The organism is Streptomyces ficellus, from assembly GCF_030406405.1.
Lineage (GTDB): Bacteria > Actinomycetota > Actinomycetes > Streptomycetales > Streptomycetaceae > Streptomyces > Streptomyces ficellus_B.
Genome location: NZ_JAUEPL010000019.1, coordinates 67,702 through 84,186, shown reverse-complemented (window position 1 = coordinate 84,186; position 16,485 = coordinate 67,702). Strand labels below are relative to the sequence as shown.

Sequence of the window (16,485 nt, the reverse complement as noted above, 5' to 3'; positions counted from 1 at the left end):
CCGCTTGCCCGTCACGGGCGGGCGGCAGCCGGGTGGCTTGCCATCACCGGGCGGCGGGCCGTCACGGCCGTGGCCGGGGCGCCGTCTCGCCGTCCGGCGGCGGGCGCGCCGGACGGGGGCGGCCGTCACGGGCCCCGGCCGGGGCGTCGGCTTTCACGGGCGGCCCTGGCCCGGGATGCTGTCTCGCGGTCACTGGACTGTCACGGGACCGTCGCCCGCGGTGCCGCCCCGTCGTTCGACGGGCGGGCGCGCTGGTCTGGGGCGGCCGTCACGGGACCCGGCCGGGCGGGCCGTCACGGGCCCCGGCCAGGCCCGGCCAGGCCCGGCCCGGCCGCTTGCCCGTCACGGGCGGGAGCCGGGACCGGGCCGGGGCTTGCCGTTCGCCGTGCGGGGGGCCGCCCGGGGGCGTTCGGGTTGTGGCCGTCAGGGGCGCTGCCCCGTCGGCGGTTCGGGCTCCCGGCCCGGGCCCCCTCGCACCGCGGCGGCCCGCCGTCCGCGCGTTAGCGCGCCGCAGGGCCGGGCGGCGGCAGCTCCGTGGCGTACGGGGGCTCCGCGCCCGGGCGGGAGCAGGTGATCGCCGCCGCGTCGGCCGCGAAGCGCAGGAGTGCCGTCCAGGCGGCGGCGTCCAGGGCGTGCGGGGCGCGGCCCGCCAGGCCGTGCAGGAGCGCGGCGTTCACCGTGTCGCCCGCGCCGATCGTGTCGGCGACCGTCACAGGCGCCGCGGGCACCGAGACGGACACGTCACGCGTCCACACCGTCAGGCCCGCCGCGCCACGGGTGAGCACCACCGCCGAGGGCCCCTTCGCCAGCCACTCCCCGGGCGAGCCGCCCAGCCACCGCGCGTCCTCCTCGGACAGCTTGAGCAGCGACACATAGGGCAGCCAGCCCGCGAACCGCTCCCGGTAGGCGTCCGCGTCCGGGATCAGGCCCGGCCGGACGTTCGGGTCCAGCAGCGTGAGCACTCCGCGCCCCGCCTCCCGCCGCAGCAGCGCCTCGTACGCACTCGCACCCGGCTCCAGCGCCAGGGAACAGGTCCCGAACGACACCGCCCGTACCCCCTCCGGCAGCCGCTCAGGCAGCTCGAAGAGCCGGTCGGCCGTGCCCTCCGCGTAGAACCCGTACCGCGCCGAACCGTCCGCCGCGACCGACGCCACGGCCAGCGTCGTCGGCTCCGGGCCCCGCTGTACCAGGCCGGTTTCGACGCCCGCCGCACGCAGCCCGGCGAGCAGGGCCTCACCGAAGGCGTCCGTCGACACCCGGGAGCAGAACGCCGTCTCCGCGCCCAGCCGTCCCAGCGCCACCGCCGTGTTGTACGGGCCGCCGCCCAGGCGCGGCACCAGCGGTGACAGTGACGAGGGCCGCTCGGGCATCCCCCCGGGGACGAGGTCGATCAAGGACTCTCCGGCGACGACGATCACGAGCCGAACGTAACCCATGGCCCACCCCTCGTCCACGGCCGTGACGACCCCCGGGAAGGGCCACCGATCTGCGCCGGTATCGTCGGTTCCGTCACCGACGCCCCCCATCGCACCGTGGAGACCCCATGCCCGGCCAGCCGCCCGCCCGCCGTTCCGTGCTGAAAGGCGCCGCGCTCGCCGGGGCCGCCGGGCTCGGCGCGGCCGCCTGCTCCACGGAGTCGAAGCTCGGCCACGCCCAGACCCCCACCCCCACAGCGCCGGTGAACCTCGGCGCGGCGGACGAGGTGCCGGTCGGCGGCGCCAAGCTGTACCGCGAGCAGCGCCTGGTGGTGAGCTGCCCCGCCAAGGGCCAGTACAAGGCGTTCAGCGCCCAGTGCACCCACGCGGGCTGCGTGTTCGACAAGGTCGAGGGCATCGAGGGCAACTGCCCCTGCCACGGCAGCCGCTTCGACGTCACCACCGGCCGGCCGCTCAAGGGCCCGGCGACCGCTGCCCTGCCCGAGGTTCCCGTCAAGGTCACCGACGGCAAGCTGCTCGCGGGCCCCGACGCGTAAGCGGCGCGATCACTCCCAGTCCCAGTCGATCCCCAGGATCCCGGGCCGCACCCCCTGCTCCACGAAGTGCACCGTACGGTGCCGGCCGCTGAGCGTCAGGTCGCCGCGGGCACCGCGCGGCGCGCCCGCCGACGTCTGGGCGAAGCGCCGGCACCGTACCGGCAGGGCGTCCTCGTGGAACCGCACCTGGAGCACGTACTGCCCGCCCGCGAAACTGAACCCCCGGACGTACTCCCCGCTCACTCCGCCCGTCCCGTCCTCGAAGCCGTACCCGAACAGATAGGTCTCACCCGCCCGCAGCCGGGCGTCGAACAGCAGCTCCGCGACCACGACACCCGTCTCGCGGTGCCGGCGGACCCGCCCCGTACGGCAGTTCTCGCCCGCCCGTACGACCACCCGCTCCGGGTCGCACCCGGCGTCCCCGTGGTGGATGGCCAGATAGCGGTCGACGCCGTCGCGGTGCGCCCGCACCACCTGCTGCGAGTCCCGGCCGGCCAGCTCCCGCCCCGCCCCGATCCGCACCCGCTCCTGGTGCCCCACCGTGTGCAGCCCGCCGTCCGCGGGCGCCTCCAGCTGCGCGATCAGCTCCTCCACCGCGCCCGAGACCTCCACCAGCGAGCGGTACGACCGGGCCGCCGGCCGCGCGGCCCCCTCCCCGCCCGTGTCGCCGAGCAGCCGGATCAGGGACTCGCCGGGCAGCTGGAGCAGCTCCTCCAGGGCGCGGACGGCCTTCAGCGACTCGGGCCGCTGCGGGCGGCGGGCGCCCTGCTGCCAGTAGCACAGGCTGGTCACCCCGACCTTGATGCCGCGATGGGCGAGATGGTGCTGCACCCGCTGGAGCGGCAGCCCGCGCACCGCGAGAGCCGCGCGCAGCGCCAGGTGGAAGGGGCCGGTATGCAGGATCTGCGTCAGGTCGGTCTCGGTGTGTCCCATGGGATTCCTCGGTGAACGTTCACGACGGGGCGGGGCGGCACCGGGCCGGTGGTGACGGGCGGGCTGGTGGTGGCGGGGATGCCGTTCACTCGTCAACCGGTGGCGTTCACAGCGCGGTGTCACCCCGCATTGAAGCGTGTTGACCTGCCCCCGACAACGATCGATGCTCCCAGCAGCGTCCGGACGCGATCCTCCCTCCCCACATCCCCAGCCGGAGGAACGCGATGCGCAACCCGAGCAACCCCCCAGGAAAAGCCAGACAGTTCATCGTCGCGGTGCTCCTCGCCGCCACGACCGCCCTCGTCCTCCCGGTGTCAGCCGCCACCGCCGAGGGCCACTCCGTTCACTCCGCACACTCCGCGACGACGCTCGCCGCCAAGCGCCTGAACATCACCATGCAGGCGCAGGCGAAGACCAACTGGTGCTGGGCCGCGGGCGGCAACACCATCGCCACCTGGTTCGGCCGCGGCTACAGCCAGAACCAGTTCTGCAACGCCGCCTTCAACCGGCAGCAGGGCTACGACTGCCCCAACTGGCAGGCCACCCTGGGCAACGTGCAGACCGGGCTGCGCTGGGCCGGCGTCAGCCCCGGCTCGTACGTCGACGGCTGGCTGCGCTACGCGACCGTCCAGAGCGAGATCAACGCCGACCGCCCCATCGAGACCCGTATCCAGTGGGCGAGCGGCGGCGGACACATGCATGTGATCTACGGGTACGACGACGCCAACAGCTGGGTGTACTGGGGAGATCCATGGCCCTCCAGCGACCGCTACAACTGGGCGTCACACGCCTGGTACGTCAACAACGGCTCCTTCTCCTGGACCCACTCGCTCTACCGGATAGGGGCGTGAGACCGATGACTCCACGTCGTCTCGTGGCGGCAGCCGCCCTCGCTCCCGCCCTGCTGCTCCTCGCCACTCCCACCACCGCCACCGCCGCCGACACCCCGGGCGCGGCGGTCACCGCCCCCGCCACCCTCGACACGCTCGCCCGCTTCTTCGCCCGCGACGGTGCCGTGACGCGGGCGGCCGCCCACCCCCGTATCGAAGGCTCCACCGTCCCGGTCCGCGTCCTGTCGCCGGACTTCGTGGCGGGCCGGGCCGGAGCGCCGGTCGCGCGGGTCGAGTTCCACGCCGCCGAGGCGGTCTCATCGGACGGGCGGAAGGCGTCCGTGTGGACCGTCCGCCAGGGCGCCAAGGGGTGGCAGGTGGTGAACATCGCGACCGGCGACGACGAGACCCGGTACGCCCGTGAGGGCGCCCGCCGGCTGCCCGGCGGGACGGTCTTCCGCGAGCCGCAGATCGACGCCTGGTACGTCCACGAGGGCGGCAAGGTGCTCCCGCTGGACCAGGACGCGACACGGGCGGTGGGCGCCAACGGCATCACGCTCGCCGCCTACCAGAAGCGCGTCGCGGCCGCGTACGGGGACAAGCTCCCGCACTCCGCGTACGGGAAGAAGGGCGCGGCCGGCGGGTACGGAGGGCCCGCCGGCCGCGCCCCCCCCGCCGCCGCCCCGGCGGGGGGGCCGGCGGGGGGCCGGCGATAGGGAGAGCGGCGGGGGGGGGCAAAGTGTAAGGGGTAGTGGTGGTGTGGGGGGGGGGGGGGGGGGGTAGAAGGGGGGGGGGGGGGGGGGGGGGGGGGGGGGGGGGTGGGCGGGGTGGGGGGGGGGTGGTTGGTGTTGTTGGGGGGGGGGTGGTGTGGGGATGTGCGGGGGGGGGTGGGGGGGGGGGGGGGGGGGGGGGGGGGGGGGGGGGGGGGGCCCCTCCGGGCTCGGCTCCTCGGGGCCGGCGGCCTCGGGTGCCATGATTCGGAGCCCATGCGTCGCCGCCAGTCCCTGCGGGGCCGACCCTGCACGGCCCCGCCCCGGGCCGGACTCCGGCTGTCCGACGTGGAGCTCAGGCACCGGCGGCTGTCACCGCGTGCAGGACGAGGGCCTGTGGGGAGCGGCTCGCCACGGCAGCCCACCTAGTCCCGCGCCAGGCCCCATCGGCCGCGCAGGCCCAGGCGCTCGTCCGTGGCCACGGAGGCCGCGCCGTCCGTGACCGTTTCGTACACCGCCAGGATGTCCGCCCCGACCGTGGACCAGTCGAAGCGCCGGACGTGCGCGCTGCCCCGTTCGTGGAGCTCCTGGCGGCGGGCCGGGTCGGCGAGCAGCCGGATCGCGGCGTCGGCCAGCGCGTCCGCGTCCTCGTTGGCGAACAGCTCGCCCGCCGCGCCCTGGTCCAGGACCTGGGCGAACGCGTCCAGGTCGCTGGCCAGCACCGGCGCGCCCGCCGACATGGCCTCGACCAGGATGATGCCGAAGCTCTCGCCGCCCGTGTTGGGCGCCACGTACACGTCCACGCTGCGCAGCAGCCGCGCCTTGTCCTCGTCGCTGACCATGCCCAGGAACTCCACCCGCTCCCGCATGGCGGCGGGGAGCGACGCGACGGCCTCCTCCTCGTCGCCGCGGCCGGCGACCAGCAGCCGGGCCTCGGGGCGGGCCGCCAGGATCTTCGGCAGCGCCTTCATCAGCACCGGCAGCCCCTTGCGCGGCTCGTCGATGCGTCCGATGAAGCCCAGCGTGTTGCCCTGCCACTCCGGCTTCGGGTCCGCCTTGGCGAAGAAGTCGACGTCCACGCCGTTGGGGATGACCACCGCGTCCCCGCCCAGGTGCTCCACGAGTGTGCGGCGGGCGTACTCGCTCACCGCGATGCGCGCGCTGATCTTCTCCAGCGCGGGCTGGAGGATCGGGTACGCGGCGATCATGGCCCGCGACCTCGGGTTGGACGTGTGGAACGTGGCGACGATCGGGCCCTGCGCCGCCCAGCACGCCAGCAGCCCCAGCGAGGGCGAGGTGGGCTCATGGATGTGGATCACGTCGAAGGTCCCGTCGTGCAGCCAGCGGCGTACCCGCGCGGCCGACAGGAAGCCGAAATTGAGGCGCGCGACCGAGCCGTTGTACGGCACGGGGACCGCGCGGCCCGCGGACACCACGTACGGCGGCAGCGGCGTCTCGTCGTCGGCCGGGGCGAGGACGGAGACCTCGTGCCCGAGCCGGATGAGGTGGTCGGCCAGGTCACGGATGTGGAACTGGACGCCGCCGGGCACGTCCCAGGAGTACGGGCAGACGATTCCGATCCTCACGGTCGGCCTTCCTCCAGGTCCGCGAGCCACAGCCGCTGGAGCATGTGCCAGTCCTCCGGGTGGTCGGCGATCCCGGTGGCGAAGGCATCGGCCAGCGCCTGTGTCATGGAGGACGTCTTCTCGGCGCGCGTACCTGTCCTGGGTACGTCGACGGGCGGGTGCACCCGCCCCTTCATGGTCGTCGCGTCCTCGTACCAGAGCGTCGCCGGCAGCAGCACCGCGCCGGTGTGCTGCGCCAGCATCGCGGGTCCGGCCGGCATCCGTGCCGTCTCGCCGAAGAACTTGACCTCGACCCCCGACGCGGACAGGTCCCGGTCGGCGACCAGGCACACCACTCCGCCGGCCCGCAGCCGGCGCGCCAGCGTCCCGAAGGCCGAGCCCCCGGTGTGCGGCAGCACCTCCATGCCCAGCGACTCGCGGTAGGCGACGAACCGGTCGTACAGCGTCTCCGGCTTCAGGCGCTCGGCGACCGTCGTGAACGGCACGCCCTGCGCCCGGGTCAGATAGACCCCGGCGAGGTCCCAGTTGGCCAGGTGCGGGAGCGCCAGGATCACGCCTTTGCCGGCGGCCAGACCATCGGTCAGGCGGTGCAGCTCCTTGACGTCGACGGTCGCCTTGAGGCGCTCCGCGCTCCAGGTGGGGAGCCGGAAGGACTCCATCCAGTACCGCATGTACGAGCGCATGCCGGCCTTCGACAGCTCCGCCAGGCGCTCGGGCGTGGCGTCCGGCACCACGCGCGCGAGGTTGGACTCCAGGCGCAGCACGCCCTTGCCGCGCCGCTTCCACGCGGTGTCCGCGATACGGCGGCCCAGCGCGACCGCGACCGGCTCGGGCAGCTTCTTGACGACGCCCCAGCCCAGCCCGTACAGCCCGGCGGTAAGCCGGTCCTTGACCTCGCTCATGATGTGGCCTCACTCCCCCTGGGGCCGGCCGCGTCCGCCTCGGCCGACTCGCGCCGTACCGTCACGACGCGCTGTCCCAGCGTCACCGCGCTGCCGACCGCCACCACCCACAGGGCGATGGGCAGCAGCACCTGGATGCCGGGCACACCGAAGCCGTGCAGTCCGGCCAGGCCCGCCGCCACCAGGGAGATGACGAGCCGTTCCGCCCGCTCGACCAGCCCGTTGACCGCGACCGGCAGGCCGATCGACTCGCCGCGCGCCTTGGTGTACGACACGACCTGGCCGCTCGCCAGGCAGAAGATGGCCACGGCACACAGCACATTGTCGTCGCCCTTGCCCGCGTACCAAAGCGCGAAGCCGCCGAAGACCGCCCCGTCGGCGACCCGGTCCAGGGTCGAGTCGAGGAAGGCGCCCCAGCGGCTGGAGATCCCGGCCTGGCGGGCCATGTTGCCGTCGACGAGGTCGGAGAACACGAAGAGCGTGATGACGATCGTGCCCCAGAAGAACTCACCCCGCGGGAAGAAGACCAGCGCGCCCGCCACCACACCGGCCGTGCCGATGAGCGTCACGGCGTCGGGGCTGACCCCGCGGCGGAGCAGAAACGCGGCGAACGGTGTGAGAACACGCGTGAAAAACGCACGCGCGTACTTGTTCAGCATGGCCTTCCCGAGGGTCGGTGTGCCGCGCGGCCCCGACGGCCACCGGCTGGCCCATCGTAGCCAGGCGTCACGGCCCGCCACCCCGGGGCACCCGTGCTCCCGTCGCGGTGTCGGACGTATGGACGCAACCTGGCCTTGGTGGAAAGCTCGAAAGACCACCGCGGGCACCGCCGGAGCTGCCCCAGGCGCTCCCCCGCGCCCGCGCCCCCACCTCCACCGTGCACCCCGTGCACTCGCGATCAGGAGGAAGAATCATGGGCGACAAGGCGAACGCACACCCCGGAGCCGCCGGCAGGGCAGTAACGGCCGACCAGCCCGCTTCGATACGGAACGTGGTGCTGGTCGGCCACAGCGGATCCGGCAAGACGACTCTGGTCGAGGCCCTCGCCCTGACCGCCGGAGCGGTCAACCGGGCCGGGCGGGTCGAGGAAGGCGGGACGGTCTCCGACTACGACGAGATCGAACACCGCCAGCAGCGCTCCGTACAGCTCTCCCTCGTCCCCCTGGAGTGGGGCGGATACAAGATCAACCTGCTGGACACCCCCGGGTACGCCGACTTCGTCGGGGAGCTGAGGGCCGGTCTGCGCGCCGCGGACGCGGCCCTCTTCGTCGTCTCGGCCGCGCAGGAGGCCGACGCCATCGCCGGGTCGTGCCGCATGGTGTGGGAGGAGTGCGCGGCGGTCGGCATGCCCCGCGCCATCGTCATCACCCACCTCGACACCGCCCGCGTGGACTTCGACGAGCTGACCCGGGTCCTCGCGCGGATCTTCGGCGGTGACGACCCCGACGCCATCCTTCCGCTCTACGTGCCCGTACTGGGCCCGCAGACGCCGGACGGGCACGCGCCCGCCACCGGTCTCGTCGGACTGCTCACGCAGAAGATCTTCGACTACTCCTCCGGTGAACGGAAGGAGAATCCGCCGGACGACGCGCAGGTGCCGCTCATCGAGGAGGCCCGCAGCCGCCTCATCGAGGGGATCATCGCCGAGAGCGAGGACGAATCCCTCATGGACCGCTATCTCGGCGGCGACGAGATCGACCTCAAGACGCTCATCGACGACCTGGAGAAGGCCGTCGCACGCGGCACCTTCCATCCCGTGCTCGCCGCCGCCCCCGCCGCCCCCGGGGCGAAGCAGGGCATGGGCACGGTGGAGCTGCTGGAGCTGATCACCCGCGGTTTCCCCACCCCGCTGGAGCGTGAGGCACCCGCCGTCACCACCCCCGAGGGCGACCCCCGTCCGAAGATCAGCTGCGACCCGGACGGCCCGCTGGTCGCCGAGGTCGTCAAGACGTCGTCCGACCCGTACGTCGGCAGGATCTCCCTGGTACGGGTCTTCTCCGGCACGCTGCGCCCCGACGAGACCGTCCACGTCTCGGGACACGGCCTGGCCGACCGGGGCCATGAGGACCACGACGTCGACGAGCGGATCGGTGCGCTCTCGGCGCCCTTCGGCAAGCAGCAGCGGCAGCTGAACCGCTGCATCGCCGGGGACATCGCGTGCGTCGCCAAGCTTTCCCGCGCGGAGACCGGCGACACCCTCTCCGCCAAGGACAACCCGCTCCTCATGGAGCCCTGGACCATGCCCGACCCGCTCCTGCCGCTCGCCATCCAGGCGCACAGCAAGGCGGACGAGGACAAGCTCTCCCAGGGGCTGGCCCGGCTCGTCGCCGAGGATCCGACCATGCGGCTGGAACAGAACCAGGACACCCACCAGGTCGTCCTGTGGTGCCTGGGCGAGGCGCACATGGACGTCGCGCTGGAGCGGCTGCGCAACCGCTACGGCGTCCAGGTCGACGTCGTACCGCACAAGGTGTCGCTGCGCGAGACCTTCGCCGACAAGGCCGCCGGGCGCGGACGGCATGTGAAGCAGTCCGGCGGGCACGGCCAGTACGCCATCTGCGAGATCGAGGTCGAACCGCTGCCGCCCGGCTCCGGTATCGAGTTCGTCGACAAGGTCGTCGGCGGGGCCGTGCCGCGCCAGTTCATCCCGTCCGTCGAGAAGGGGGTGCGCGCCCAGGCCGCGAAGGGCGTCGCGGCCGGCTACCCGCTGGTCGACGTCCGCGTCACGCTGGTCGACGGCAAGGCGCACTCGGTGGACTCCTCCGACGCCGCCTTCCAGACGGCCGGCGCCCTGGCGCTGCGCGAGGCGGCGGCCGACGCCCGGATCAACCTGCTGGAGCCGGTGGCCGAGGTCCAGGTCCTGGTACCGGACGAGTACGTCGGCCCGGTGATGAGCGACCTGTCCGGCCGGCGGGGCCGGGTCGTCGGCACCGACCAGGCGGGCCCGGGACGGACGCTGGTACGCGCGGACGTGCCCGAGCTGGAGATCGGACGGTACGCCGTCGACCTGCGCTCCATCTCCCACGGCACGGGCCGGTTCGACCGCCGCTACGCCCGCCACGAGCCGATGCCCCCGCACGTCGCCGAGAAGATCCGCGAACGCGGCGGAAACTGACGGCGATTGAGCGTGCCGCCCGCCCGACTGACGTCGCGGCGGGCGGCATCGCGCACTGGGCCGACGCGGCGCCGACGACCTCGGTAGGCTGTGGTGCCCAGCTCAGCAGGTGTGCGGGGCACAGGGGTTGGGAACAGACCGCAGTGCGGACACATGTGGCGATGGGGGCGGCAGTGACAATGGACAGTTTCGGCCCCGGGGCGCAGGTCCCCCTCCAGGGCTCGGCCGGTCAGACCGTGGCGACGCACGCGCTGGCCTCCGCCGCGTACCGCGACAGCCCGGTCGAGGAGATCCTCAAAGCCAACAACGAGTGGCACGAATCGACCGTCACGGCAGGGAAGTTCTCCAAACTGTTCCGGCCCAACCTGGGTGAGGCGTTCTCGCGCGCCGTCCAGGTGCGCATGCTCGGCGGCGCCCGCAAACCACTCATCCAGTCCTTCGGCACCGAGCCTCAGCCCATCGTCGAGCACTGCCTGGCGGCCACGCGCATCCGCAAGCAGCGGGACAAACTTCTGACCCTGGTCACCCTCGCCTTCGGTGTGGCCTTCCTGCCCGGACTGCTGCTGTGGCTGACCGTGATCTACCTCCGCCGCAGCCTGGCGGGCGCCGCCGACAAACGCGCCGGGGCCATGGGCACCGCGCTGCTGTTCGGCGTGGGGATCCTGGCCGTGATCTTCATGGTCCGGCTGCCCTTCACCGGCTTCCTGGCGGTCTATCTACGGGCCATGATCGTCGCGCCGGTCCTGGGCTGGTTCCTCGCCAAGCGGATCTGCGAAGCGACCGCCAAGGATTTGCGTGCCTGCTGGGACGGGCTGCTCAGCGGCGGGGGCGTGGGCCCCAAGATCCCCGAGGCCGTGCCCCAGGACCCCAATGAGACGGCCGCCGAGGAGCTGCGCCAGTCCCTGGAGAAGCTGACCGCCGAGCAGCGTTCCAACGTCCTGTTCTACGCCGGGCCCAAGGGCATACTCGGCATGGGAACCCGCTGGGGCAGCTGGCAGCTCGCCGAGGAGCTCATCCCCAAGGACGGCAGGGAGATCCACGCCTTCCGCACCTGGGACGTCATCCGTCCCATCCACGACCAGCTCAAACTCCTGGAACGCGGCACCCTCAAGACCGGTTTCCCCACCCCGTCCGTGAACCACTGGATCGTGGTTCCCGTCGGCGAGGGCGCCAAGGAGGTCGCCCGGCCGGAGGGCGAGAACATCGTCACGTACCAGGTCAAGCCGCACGAGATACAGCGCATCTGCAACGAGAACCAGTTCGGCAAGGGCAACCGCCACTACCTCGGCGTCCAGTTCGTCCTGTGGGACGGCCAGCTGGTGCTCACCATGATGATCACGGTCACGGCCCTGCTGCACACGCTGCGCATCGAGGTCACCGGGCACGCACTCGGCCCGGTCCACCCGCTGTTCACCACCAAGCCGGCGCCCAAGACCAAGGCGGTCTCCAAGGCCGTCCGGTTCTGGGAGACCAAGGAGATCCCGCTGCCGCTGGTGGACACCGACGAGGTCGTCCGCCTCGCCGTCCGCGCCCCGCTCACCTGGTTCCCGCCGGTCCTGGACTACCTCGGCGGCAAGCTGGTGCTGCCGGAACCGTTCGGGCTGCGGCACGCCTGGGCGGACCAGCCCTGGCGCCACCGCTTCATGGCCGACGACGCGATCCGCGCGGCGACCCCCGTGATGCGGGCGGTGCACACCGCGACGATCAAGGTGCTGGAGGACCACGGCGTGGACACCGAGCGCTTCGCCAACCGCTCGATGGTGCTCAGCGGCCTGGTCCAGGACCCGGCGCCGAGGAAGGCTGACTCGTACGACGCGTGATCGTCGCCGTCAGCGCGAAGGCCAGGCGTCGGCCAGCATCGCGCGGGTGTCGGCGAGGAGCTGCGGCAGCACCTTGGTGTGACCGACGACGGGCATGAAGTTGGTGTCGCCGCCCCACCGGGGCACCACGTGCTGGTGCAGGTGGGCGGCGATACCGGCGCCCGCGCTGGCGCCCTGGTTCATCCCGATGTTGAACCCGTGCGCCCCGCTGGCGGTGCGCAGCGCGGTCATGGCCTGCTTGGTGAGCACGGCCAGCTCGGCGGTCTCGGCCTCGTCCAGCTCGGTGTAGTCGGCGACGTGCCGGAACGGGACGACCATGAGGTGCCCGCCGTTGTACGGGTAGAGGTTGAGCACGGCGTAGACCTTCTGGCCACGGGCGACGACCAAGCCGTCCTCGTCGGACTTGGCCGGGATGGTGCAGAACGGGCAGCCGTCGTCGGCCCCGGGGCCGGTCGGCTTGTTCTCGCCTTGGATGTACGCCATCCGGTGGGGCGTCCACAGGCGCTGGAACGCGTCAGGCGTCCCGACTCCGATCTGCTGCTCCGGCTCAGTCGTCATGCGGGCCAGCATATTCGCTGACGGTGACGCCGGAAGCGCCGAGGGGCGGCCCCGGAAAGGGACCGCCCCTCGGCAGCGGATCACGTCCGCGGATCACCGCTGCGGATCACACCTGTACGCGGCGCTCCACCACGTCGGCGAGCTTCGCGAGCGCCTCCTCGCGCGGGATGCCGTTCTCCTGGGAACCGTCGCGGTAGCGGAAGGAGACCGTGCCGGCGTTCATGTCGTCGTCACCGACGATGACCATGAACGGCACCTTCTGCTTCTGCGCGTTGCGGATCTTCTTCTGCATCCGGTCCGAGGACGCGTCCACCTCCACCCGCAGGCCCTTCTTCTTCGCCTGGGCGGCGAAGTCCTGGAGGTACTCGACGTGCGCATCGCCGATCGGGATGCCGACCGCCTGGACCGGGGCCAGCCACGGCGGCATGGCGCCCGCGTAGTGCTCCAGCAGCACCGCGAAGAACCGCTCGATGGAACCGAACAGCGCGCGGTGGATCATGACGGGCCGCTGCTTGGTGCCATCGGCGGCCGTGTACTCCAGGTCGAAGCGCTCGGGGAGGTTGAAGTCGAGCTGGACGGTCGACATCTGCCAGGTGCGGCCGATGGCGTCCTTGCACTGGACGGAGATCTTCGGGCCGTAGAAGGCCGCGCCGCCCGGGTCGGGGGTCAGGGGCAGACCCTGCTTCTCGGCCACCTGCCGCAGGGTCTCGGTGGCCTCCTCCCAGACCTCGTCGGAGCCGACGTACTTCTCCGGGTCCTTGGTGGACAGCTCCAGGTAGAAGTCGGTCAGACCGTAGTCACGCAGCAGGTCCAGGACGAAGGTGAGCGTCCGGTCGAGCTCCTCCGCCATCTGCTCCTTGGTGCAGTAGATGTGCGCGTCGTCCTGGGTGAAGCCACGGGCGCGGGTCAGGCCGTGCACGACGCCGGACTTCTCGTACCGGTACACCGTCCCGAACTCGAACAGGCGCAGCGGCAGCTCACGGTAGGACCGGCCCCGCGCGTCGAAGATCAGGTTGTGCATCGGGCAGTTCATGGGCTTGAGGTAGTAGTCCACGCCCTCGTCGAGCTGCATGGGCGGGTACATGCCCTCGGCGTACCAGTCCAGGTGGCCCGACTTCTCGAACAGCTTGCCCTTGGTGGCGTGCGGCGAGTAGACGAACTCGTAGCCCTCCTCCTCGTGCCGCTTGCGGGAGTAGTCCTCCATGGTGCGGCGGATGATGCCGCCCTTGGGGTGGAAGACCGCGAGGCCGGAGCCGATCTCGTCGGGGATGGAGAACAGGTCCAGTTCGTTGCCGAGCTTGCGGTGGTCGCGCTTCTCGGCCTCGGCGAGGAAGTCCAGGTGGGCCTTCAGCTCGTCCTTGGACGGCCACGCGGTGCCGTAGATGCGCTGGAGCATCGGGTTCTTCTCGCTGCCACGCCAGTACGCGGCGGCGTTGCGCATCAGCTTGAACGCCGGGATGTTGCGGGTGGTGGGCAGGTGCGGGCCCCGGCAGAGGTCCTTCCAGCACAGCTCGCCGGTCTTGGCGTCCAGGTTGTCGTAGATGGTCAGCTCGCCGCCACCCACCTCGACGTTCGCGCCGTCGTCGGTGGACGCGGAGCCCTTGATGCCGATGAGCTCCAGCTTGTACGGCTCGTCCGCCAGCTCCTCGCGGGCGGCCTCGTCGCTCACCACCCGGCGGGAGAAGCGCTGGCCGCGCTTCTGGATCTCCTGCATCTTCTTCTCGATGGCCTTCAGGTCCTCGGGGGTGAAGGGCCGCTCGACGTCGAAGTCGTAGTAGAAGCCGTCCTTGACCGGCGGGCCGATGCCCAGCTTGGCCTCGGGGAACAGCTCCTGCACGGCCTGCGCCATGACGTGCGCGGTGGAGTGGCGCAGGATGTTCAGGCCGTCCTCGGAGGAGATCTCGACCGGCTCGACGGTCTCGCCGTCCTCGATCTCGTACGCGAGGTCCTTCAGCTCGCCCGCGACCCGGGCGGCGACGACGGTGCGCTCACCGGCGAAGAGGTCGGCGGCCGTAGTGCCCGTCGTCACCACGCGCTCTTCCCGCTCGGAATCGCGTTGGATGATCACACGGACGTCTGACACCGGTCTCTCCTGACTGAAGGGGAAGCGCCGCATTCGCATCGCGCGCGCATTACCGCATCGTACCGAGCCGCCCAGCCCGGCCGCGAAACGGTTTGCCGCGCCCCCCGTCGTCACTCGCCGGGCCCGCACGCCTCCCCGAAGAGTCCGGGGTTCTCATGGAGGGACTTCATCAGCCGGTCCCGCTCCGCCTCGTCCACCTGCACCGGTACGACGCCGGAGGCGTCCGTCAGCCGCCGGAAGCCGCCCCGGCTCTCCAGCCGCCCCGCCACCTGGATGGGCAGCCCGGCCAGATGCGCGTGCCCGGCCGTGCGGTACGCCTCCTCGTCCAGCGCCACCCGTACGTGCGGCACCTCCGCTCCGGCCAGCACCCGCAGCCGTACCGTGCCCGCCCCGCCCGGCCCCGACCTGCGCATCCGCACCACCGTCCCGGTGATGCGCACCGGCACGGACGGCTCGTCCTGGAGGTAGCGCGCGCCCGCCTCCCGCAGCGCGGGCAGGTCACCGGGCGAGAAGTCCACGGGCTCCGGCCGCGCCGCGCACCCCTGCGGTACGCCGGCGGCGGGCGCCCATTCCAGGGCGATCCGGGTGCCCTCGGCACCCCGTACGAGGGAGATGAGCGCCTCGGTCAGCTCACGGCTCACGCCCGCCTCGACCGCCGAGTCGAACGCCTCCCACCTGCCGGTCGCCCGCTGGTAGTCGACGGCCTCCCGGGCGGCGTACAGCGCGCGGTAGAGGCGTGCCGTGACCGCCCGGCCGGGCTCGACGGGCACGAACGCGGTCAGCCCGCGCCCGCCGTGCGCGGTCCCGACGAGCACCTCGTCCAGCAGCGCCTGGGCCTGCCGCCGGCGCCGGGCGCCGTGGTAGCCGGCGCGGCCGCGCACCGCGAGCGCGCCGGCCAGCAGCACCTGCCGGGCGGCGGACCGCAGTTGTTCCTGCGCGGCCCAGGAGAGGGTGCCGGAGGGGCTGTGGGGGACGTCGCGCCACCAGCGGACCTCGTCGCTCGGCACGCTCAGGCCGACGAGGACCTCGCGCGCGGAGGGCGCGGCACAGCGGGCGAGAGCGGTGAGGGCCTCGCCGAGGAGGTCTTCGCAGTCGGGGAAGGCACGGCTCTCGGGGACGAGGAGGCTGGTGGCCCCGGCACCGGGCTCGGGCGGGGTCCAGCGACTGTAGCGGCCGGGGGCGCCGCCTCGGCGGCGCCAGCCGTGCCGGCCCAGCAGGGCGCCGAGAACCAGGGGGTCGACCTGGGCGAGGTCGAGCGGGGTGTTGTGCGCCAGGGGCGCAGGGGGTGCGGGGGGCGTGGGGTGGGGCCGCATGGGCTCGTCGATCGGCCGGTGCATCAGGGTCTTCCTCCCGCCCCGACCCGGGTCATGATCTCGCAGAGCGCCCGGTCGTCGAATATCCGATGAGTAGGGATGCGCACGGTGGTGCGGCGCCTGCCGGTGACCGGGTGGCCCGCGAGGTTGGTCCAGTAGCAGCAGTGCCGCAGGTCGAGGCGGTCGTGGCCGGCGCGCAGCCACTCCTCCCGGGTCCTGGGCACGATCATCACGACGAGGATCTTGTGCACCGAGACGGGGGTGCGGGCCAGCTTCACCAGGTGGTCGTTGTCGAGGGTGAAGGAGAACGCGGGTCCCGGAGGGTGCGGTGCGAGCTGGTAGGTGCATTTGAGCTGCACCTTGATGGTGACTTCGTCGTCCACGGTGTGCCCGGGGGCGCTGTGGCTGACGTGCCAGTCGATGCCGTTGTCGGGAAAGGGCTGGGACAGTGAGCACCCTGCGGCGGCGGCGACCGCGTGCAGGTAGCCCACTTGGAGGGTCTCCATGCAGGCGGTGGTGGCGAGTGCGCCCCGCAGCGGTGTGGCCTGCTGGGGCAGCAGCCCCCCGTGTTCGGGCTGCGCGAGCGCCATGGCTCTTCGTGCCTTCCGGACTGGCGGTCGGCTGGCTGCCGACCGGCGACGGAGCGTCAGTTGCTGAGCTCCT

The 16,485-nt window shown here is 72.5% G+C and carries 14 protein-coding genes; 5 read left to right on the top strand and 9 right to left on the bottom strand.

Annotation, left to right across the window (positions count from 1 at the left end):
* Positions 1–500 precede the first annotated feature (500 nt).
* A complete protein-coding gene (locus QWM81_RS14990; protein WP_290112471.1) occupies positions 501–1,418 on the bottom strand; it encodes a carbohydrate kinase family protein in 918 nt (305 codons plus the stop codon).
* A 125-nt stretch (positions 1,419–1,543) separates the two neighbouring features.
* Between QWM81_RS14990 and QWM81_RS14985 the strand changes: the two genes are divergently transcribed.
* Positions 1,544–1,972: a Rieske (2Fe-2S) protein gene (locus tag QWM81_RS14985; RefSeq protein ID WP_290112432.1), complete on the top strand. Its 429-nt coding sequence runs from the start codon at positions 1,544–1,546 to the stop codon at positions 1,970–1,972.
* A 9-nt stretch (positions 1,973–1,981) separates the two neighbouring features.
* On the opposite strand, the gene QWM81_RS14980 is transcribed toward QWM81_RS14985, so the two are convergent.
* Positions 1,982–2,905: a hypothetical protein gene (locus QWM81_RS14980; RefSeq protein WP_290112430.1), complete on the bottom strand. Its 924-nt coding sequence runs from the start codon at positions 2,903–2,905 to the stop codon at positions 1,982–1,984.
* A 224-nt stretch (positions 2,906–3,129) separates the two neighbouring features.
* Between QWM81_RS14980 and QWM81_RS14975 the strand changes: the two genes are divergently transcribed.
* Complete coding sequence (locus tag QWM81_RS14975; protein WP_290112429.1) at positions 3,130–3,756, top strand: papain-like cysteine protease family protein; 627 nt, start codon at positions 3,130–3,132, stop codon at positions 3,754–3,756.
* Between the two features lie 5 nt (positions 3,757–3,761).
* Positions 3,762–4,451 carry a hypothetical protein gene (locus QWM81_RS14970; protein WP_353938301.1) on the top strand — a complete coding sequence of 230 codons (690 nt, stop codon included), beginning with the start codon at positions 3,762–3,764 and terminating at the stop codon, positions 4,449–4,451.
* Between the two features lie 419 nt (positions 4,452–4,870).
* On the opposite strand, the gene QWM81_RS14965 is transcribed toward QWM81_RS14970, so the two are convergent.
* The 3 genes from QWM81_RS14965 to pgsA are packed head-to-tail and all read right to left on the bottom strand — an operon-like array spanning position 4,871 to position 7,592.
* Entirely contained in the window at positions 4,871–6,031 is a 1,161-nt protein-coding gene (locus tag QWM81_RS14965) for a glycosyltransferase family 4 protein (protein WP_290112427.1), read from the bottom strand.
* Positions 6,028–6,933, bottom strand: coding sequence for a phosphatidylinositol mannoside acyltransferase (locus QWM81_RS14960; RefSeq protein WP_290112426.1), 906 nt, complete (start codon positions 6,931–6,933; stop codon positions 6,028–6,030). The genes QWM81_RS14965 and QWM81_RS14960 overlap by 4 nt, the downstream gene beginning before the upstream one ends.
* Positions 6,930–7,592, bottom strand: a complete 663-nt coding sequence (pgsA, locus tag QWM81_RS14955; RefSeq protein ID WP_290112425.1) for a phosphatidylinositol phosphate synthase — start codon at positions 7,590–7,592, stop codon at positions 6,930–6,932. Before pgsA ends, QWM81_RS14960 begins: the two co-directional genes overlap by 4 nt.
* A gap of 254 nt (positions 7,593–7,846) precedes the next feature.
* Between pgsA and QWM81_RS14950 the strand changes: the two genes are divergently transcribed.
* Together QWM81_RS14950 and QWM81_RS14945 are read left to right on the top strand one after the other, a co-directional pair.
* Positions 7,847–10,048: an elongation factor G-like protein EF-G2 gene (locus QWM81_RS14950; RefSeq protein WP_290112424.1), complete on the top strand. Its 2,202-nt coding sequence runs from the start codon at positions 7,847–7,849 to the stop codon at positions 10,046–10,048.
* A gap of 179 nt (positions 10,049–10,227) precedes the next feature.
* Entirely contained in the window at positions 10,228–11,868 is a 1,641-nt protein-coding gene (locus QWM81_RS14945; protein ID WP_290112469.1) for an AbeC-like domain-containing protein, read from the top strand.
* Between the two features lie 9 nt (positions 11,869–11,877).
* On the opposite strand, the gene QWM81_RS14940 is transcribed toward QWM81_RS14945, so the two are convergent.
* The 4 genes from QWM81_RS14940 to QWM81_RS14925 all read right to left on the bottom strand — a co-directional run bounded on the left by QWM81_RS14940 (position 11,878) and on the right by QWM81_RS14925 (position 16,412).
* Positions 11,878–12,438, bottom strand: coding sequence for an HIT family protein (locus QWM81_RS14940; RefSeq protein ID WP_290112422.1), 561 nt, complete (start codon positions 12,436–12,438; stop codon positions 11,878–11,880).
* Positions 12,439–12,532: 94 nt separating this feature from the next.
* Positions 12,533–14,509, bottom strand: coding sequence for a threonine--tRNA ligase (thrS, locus tag QWM81_RS14935; RefSeq protein WP_290112421.1), 1,977 nt, complete (start codon positions 14,507–14,509; stop codon positions 12,533–12,535).
* Between the two features lie 110 nt (positions 14,510–14,619).
* A complete protein-coding gene (locus tag QWM81_RS14930) occupies positions 14,620–15,846 on the bottom strand; it encodes a hypothetical protein (protein ID WP_290112420.1) in 1,227 nt (408 codons plus the stop codon).
* Positions 15,846–16,412, bottom strand: coding sequence for a DUF4365 domain-containing protein (locus QWM81_RS14925; protein ID WP_290112419.1), 567 nt, complete (start codon positions 16,410–16,412; stop codon positions 15,846–15,848). The genes QWM81_RS14930 and QWM81_RS14925 overlap by 1 nt, the downstream gene beginning before the upstream one ends.
* Between the last annotated feature and the right edge of the window lie 73 nt (positions 16,413–16,485).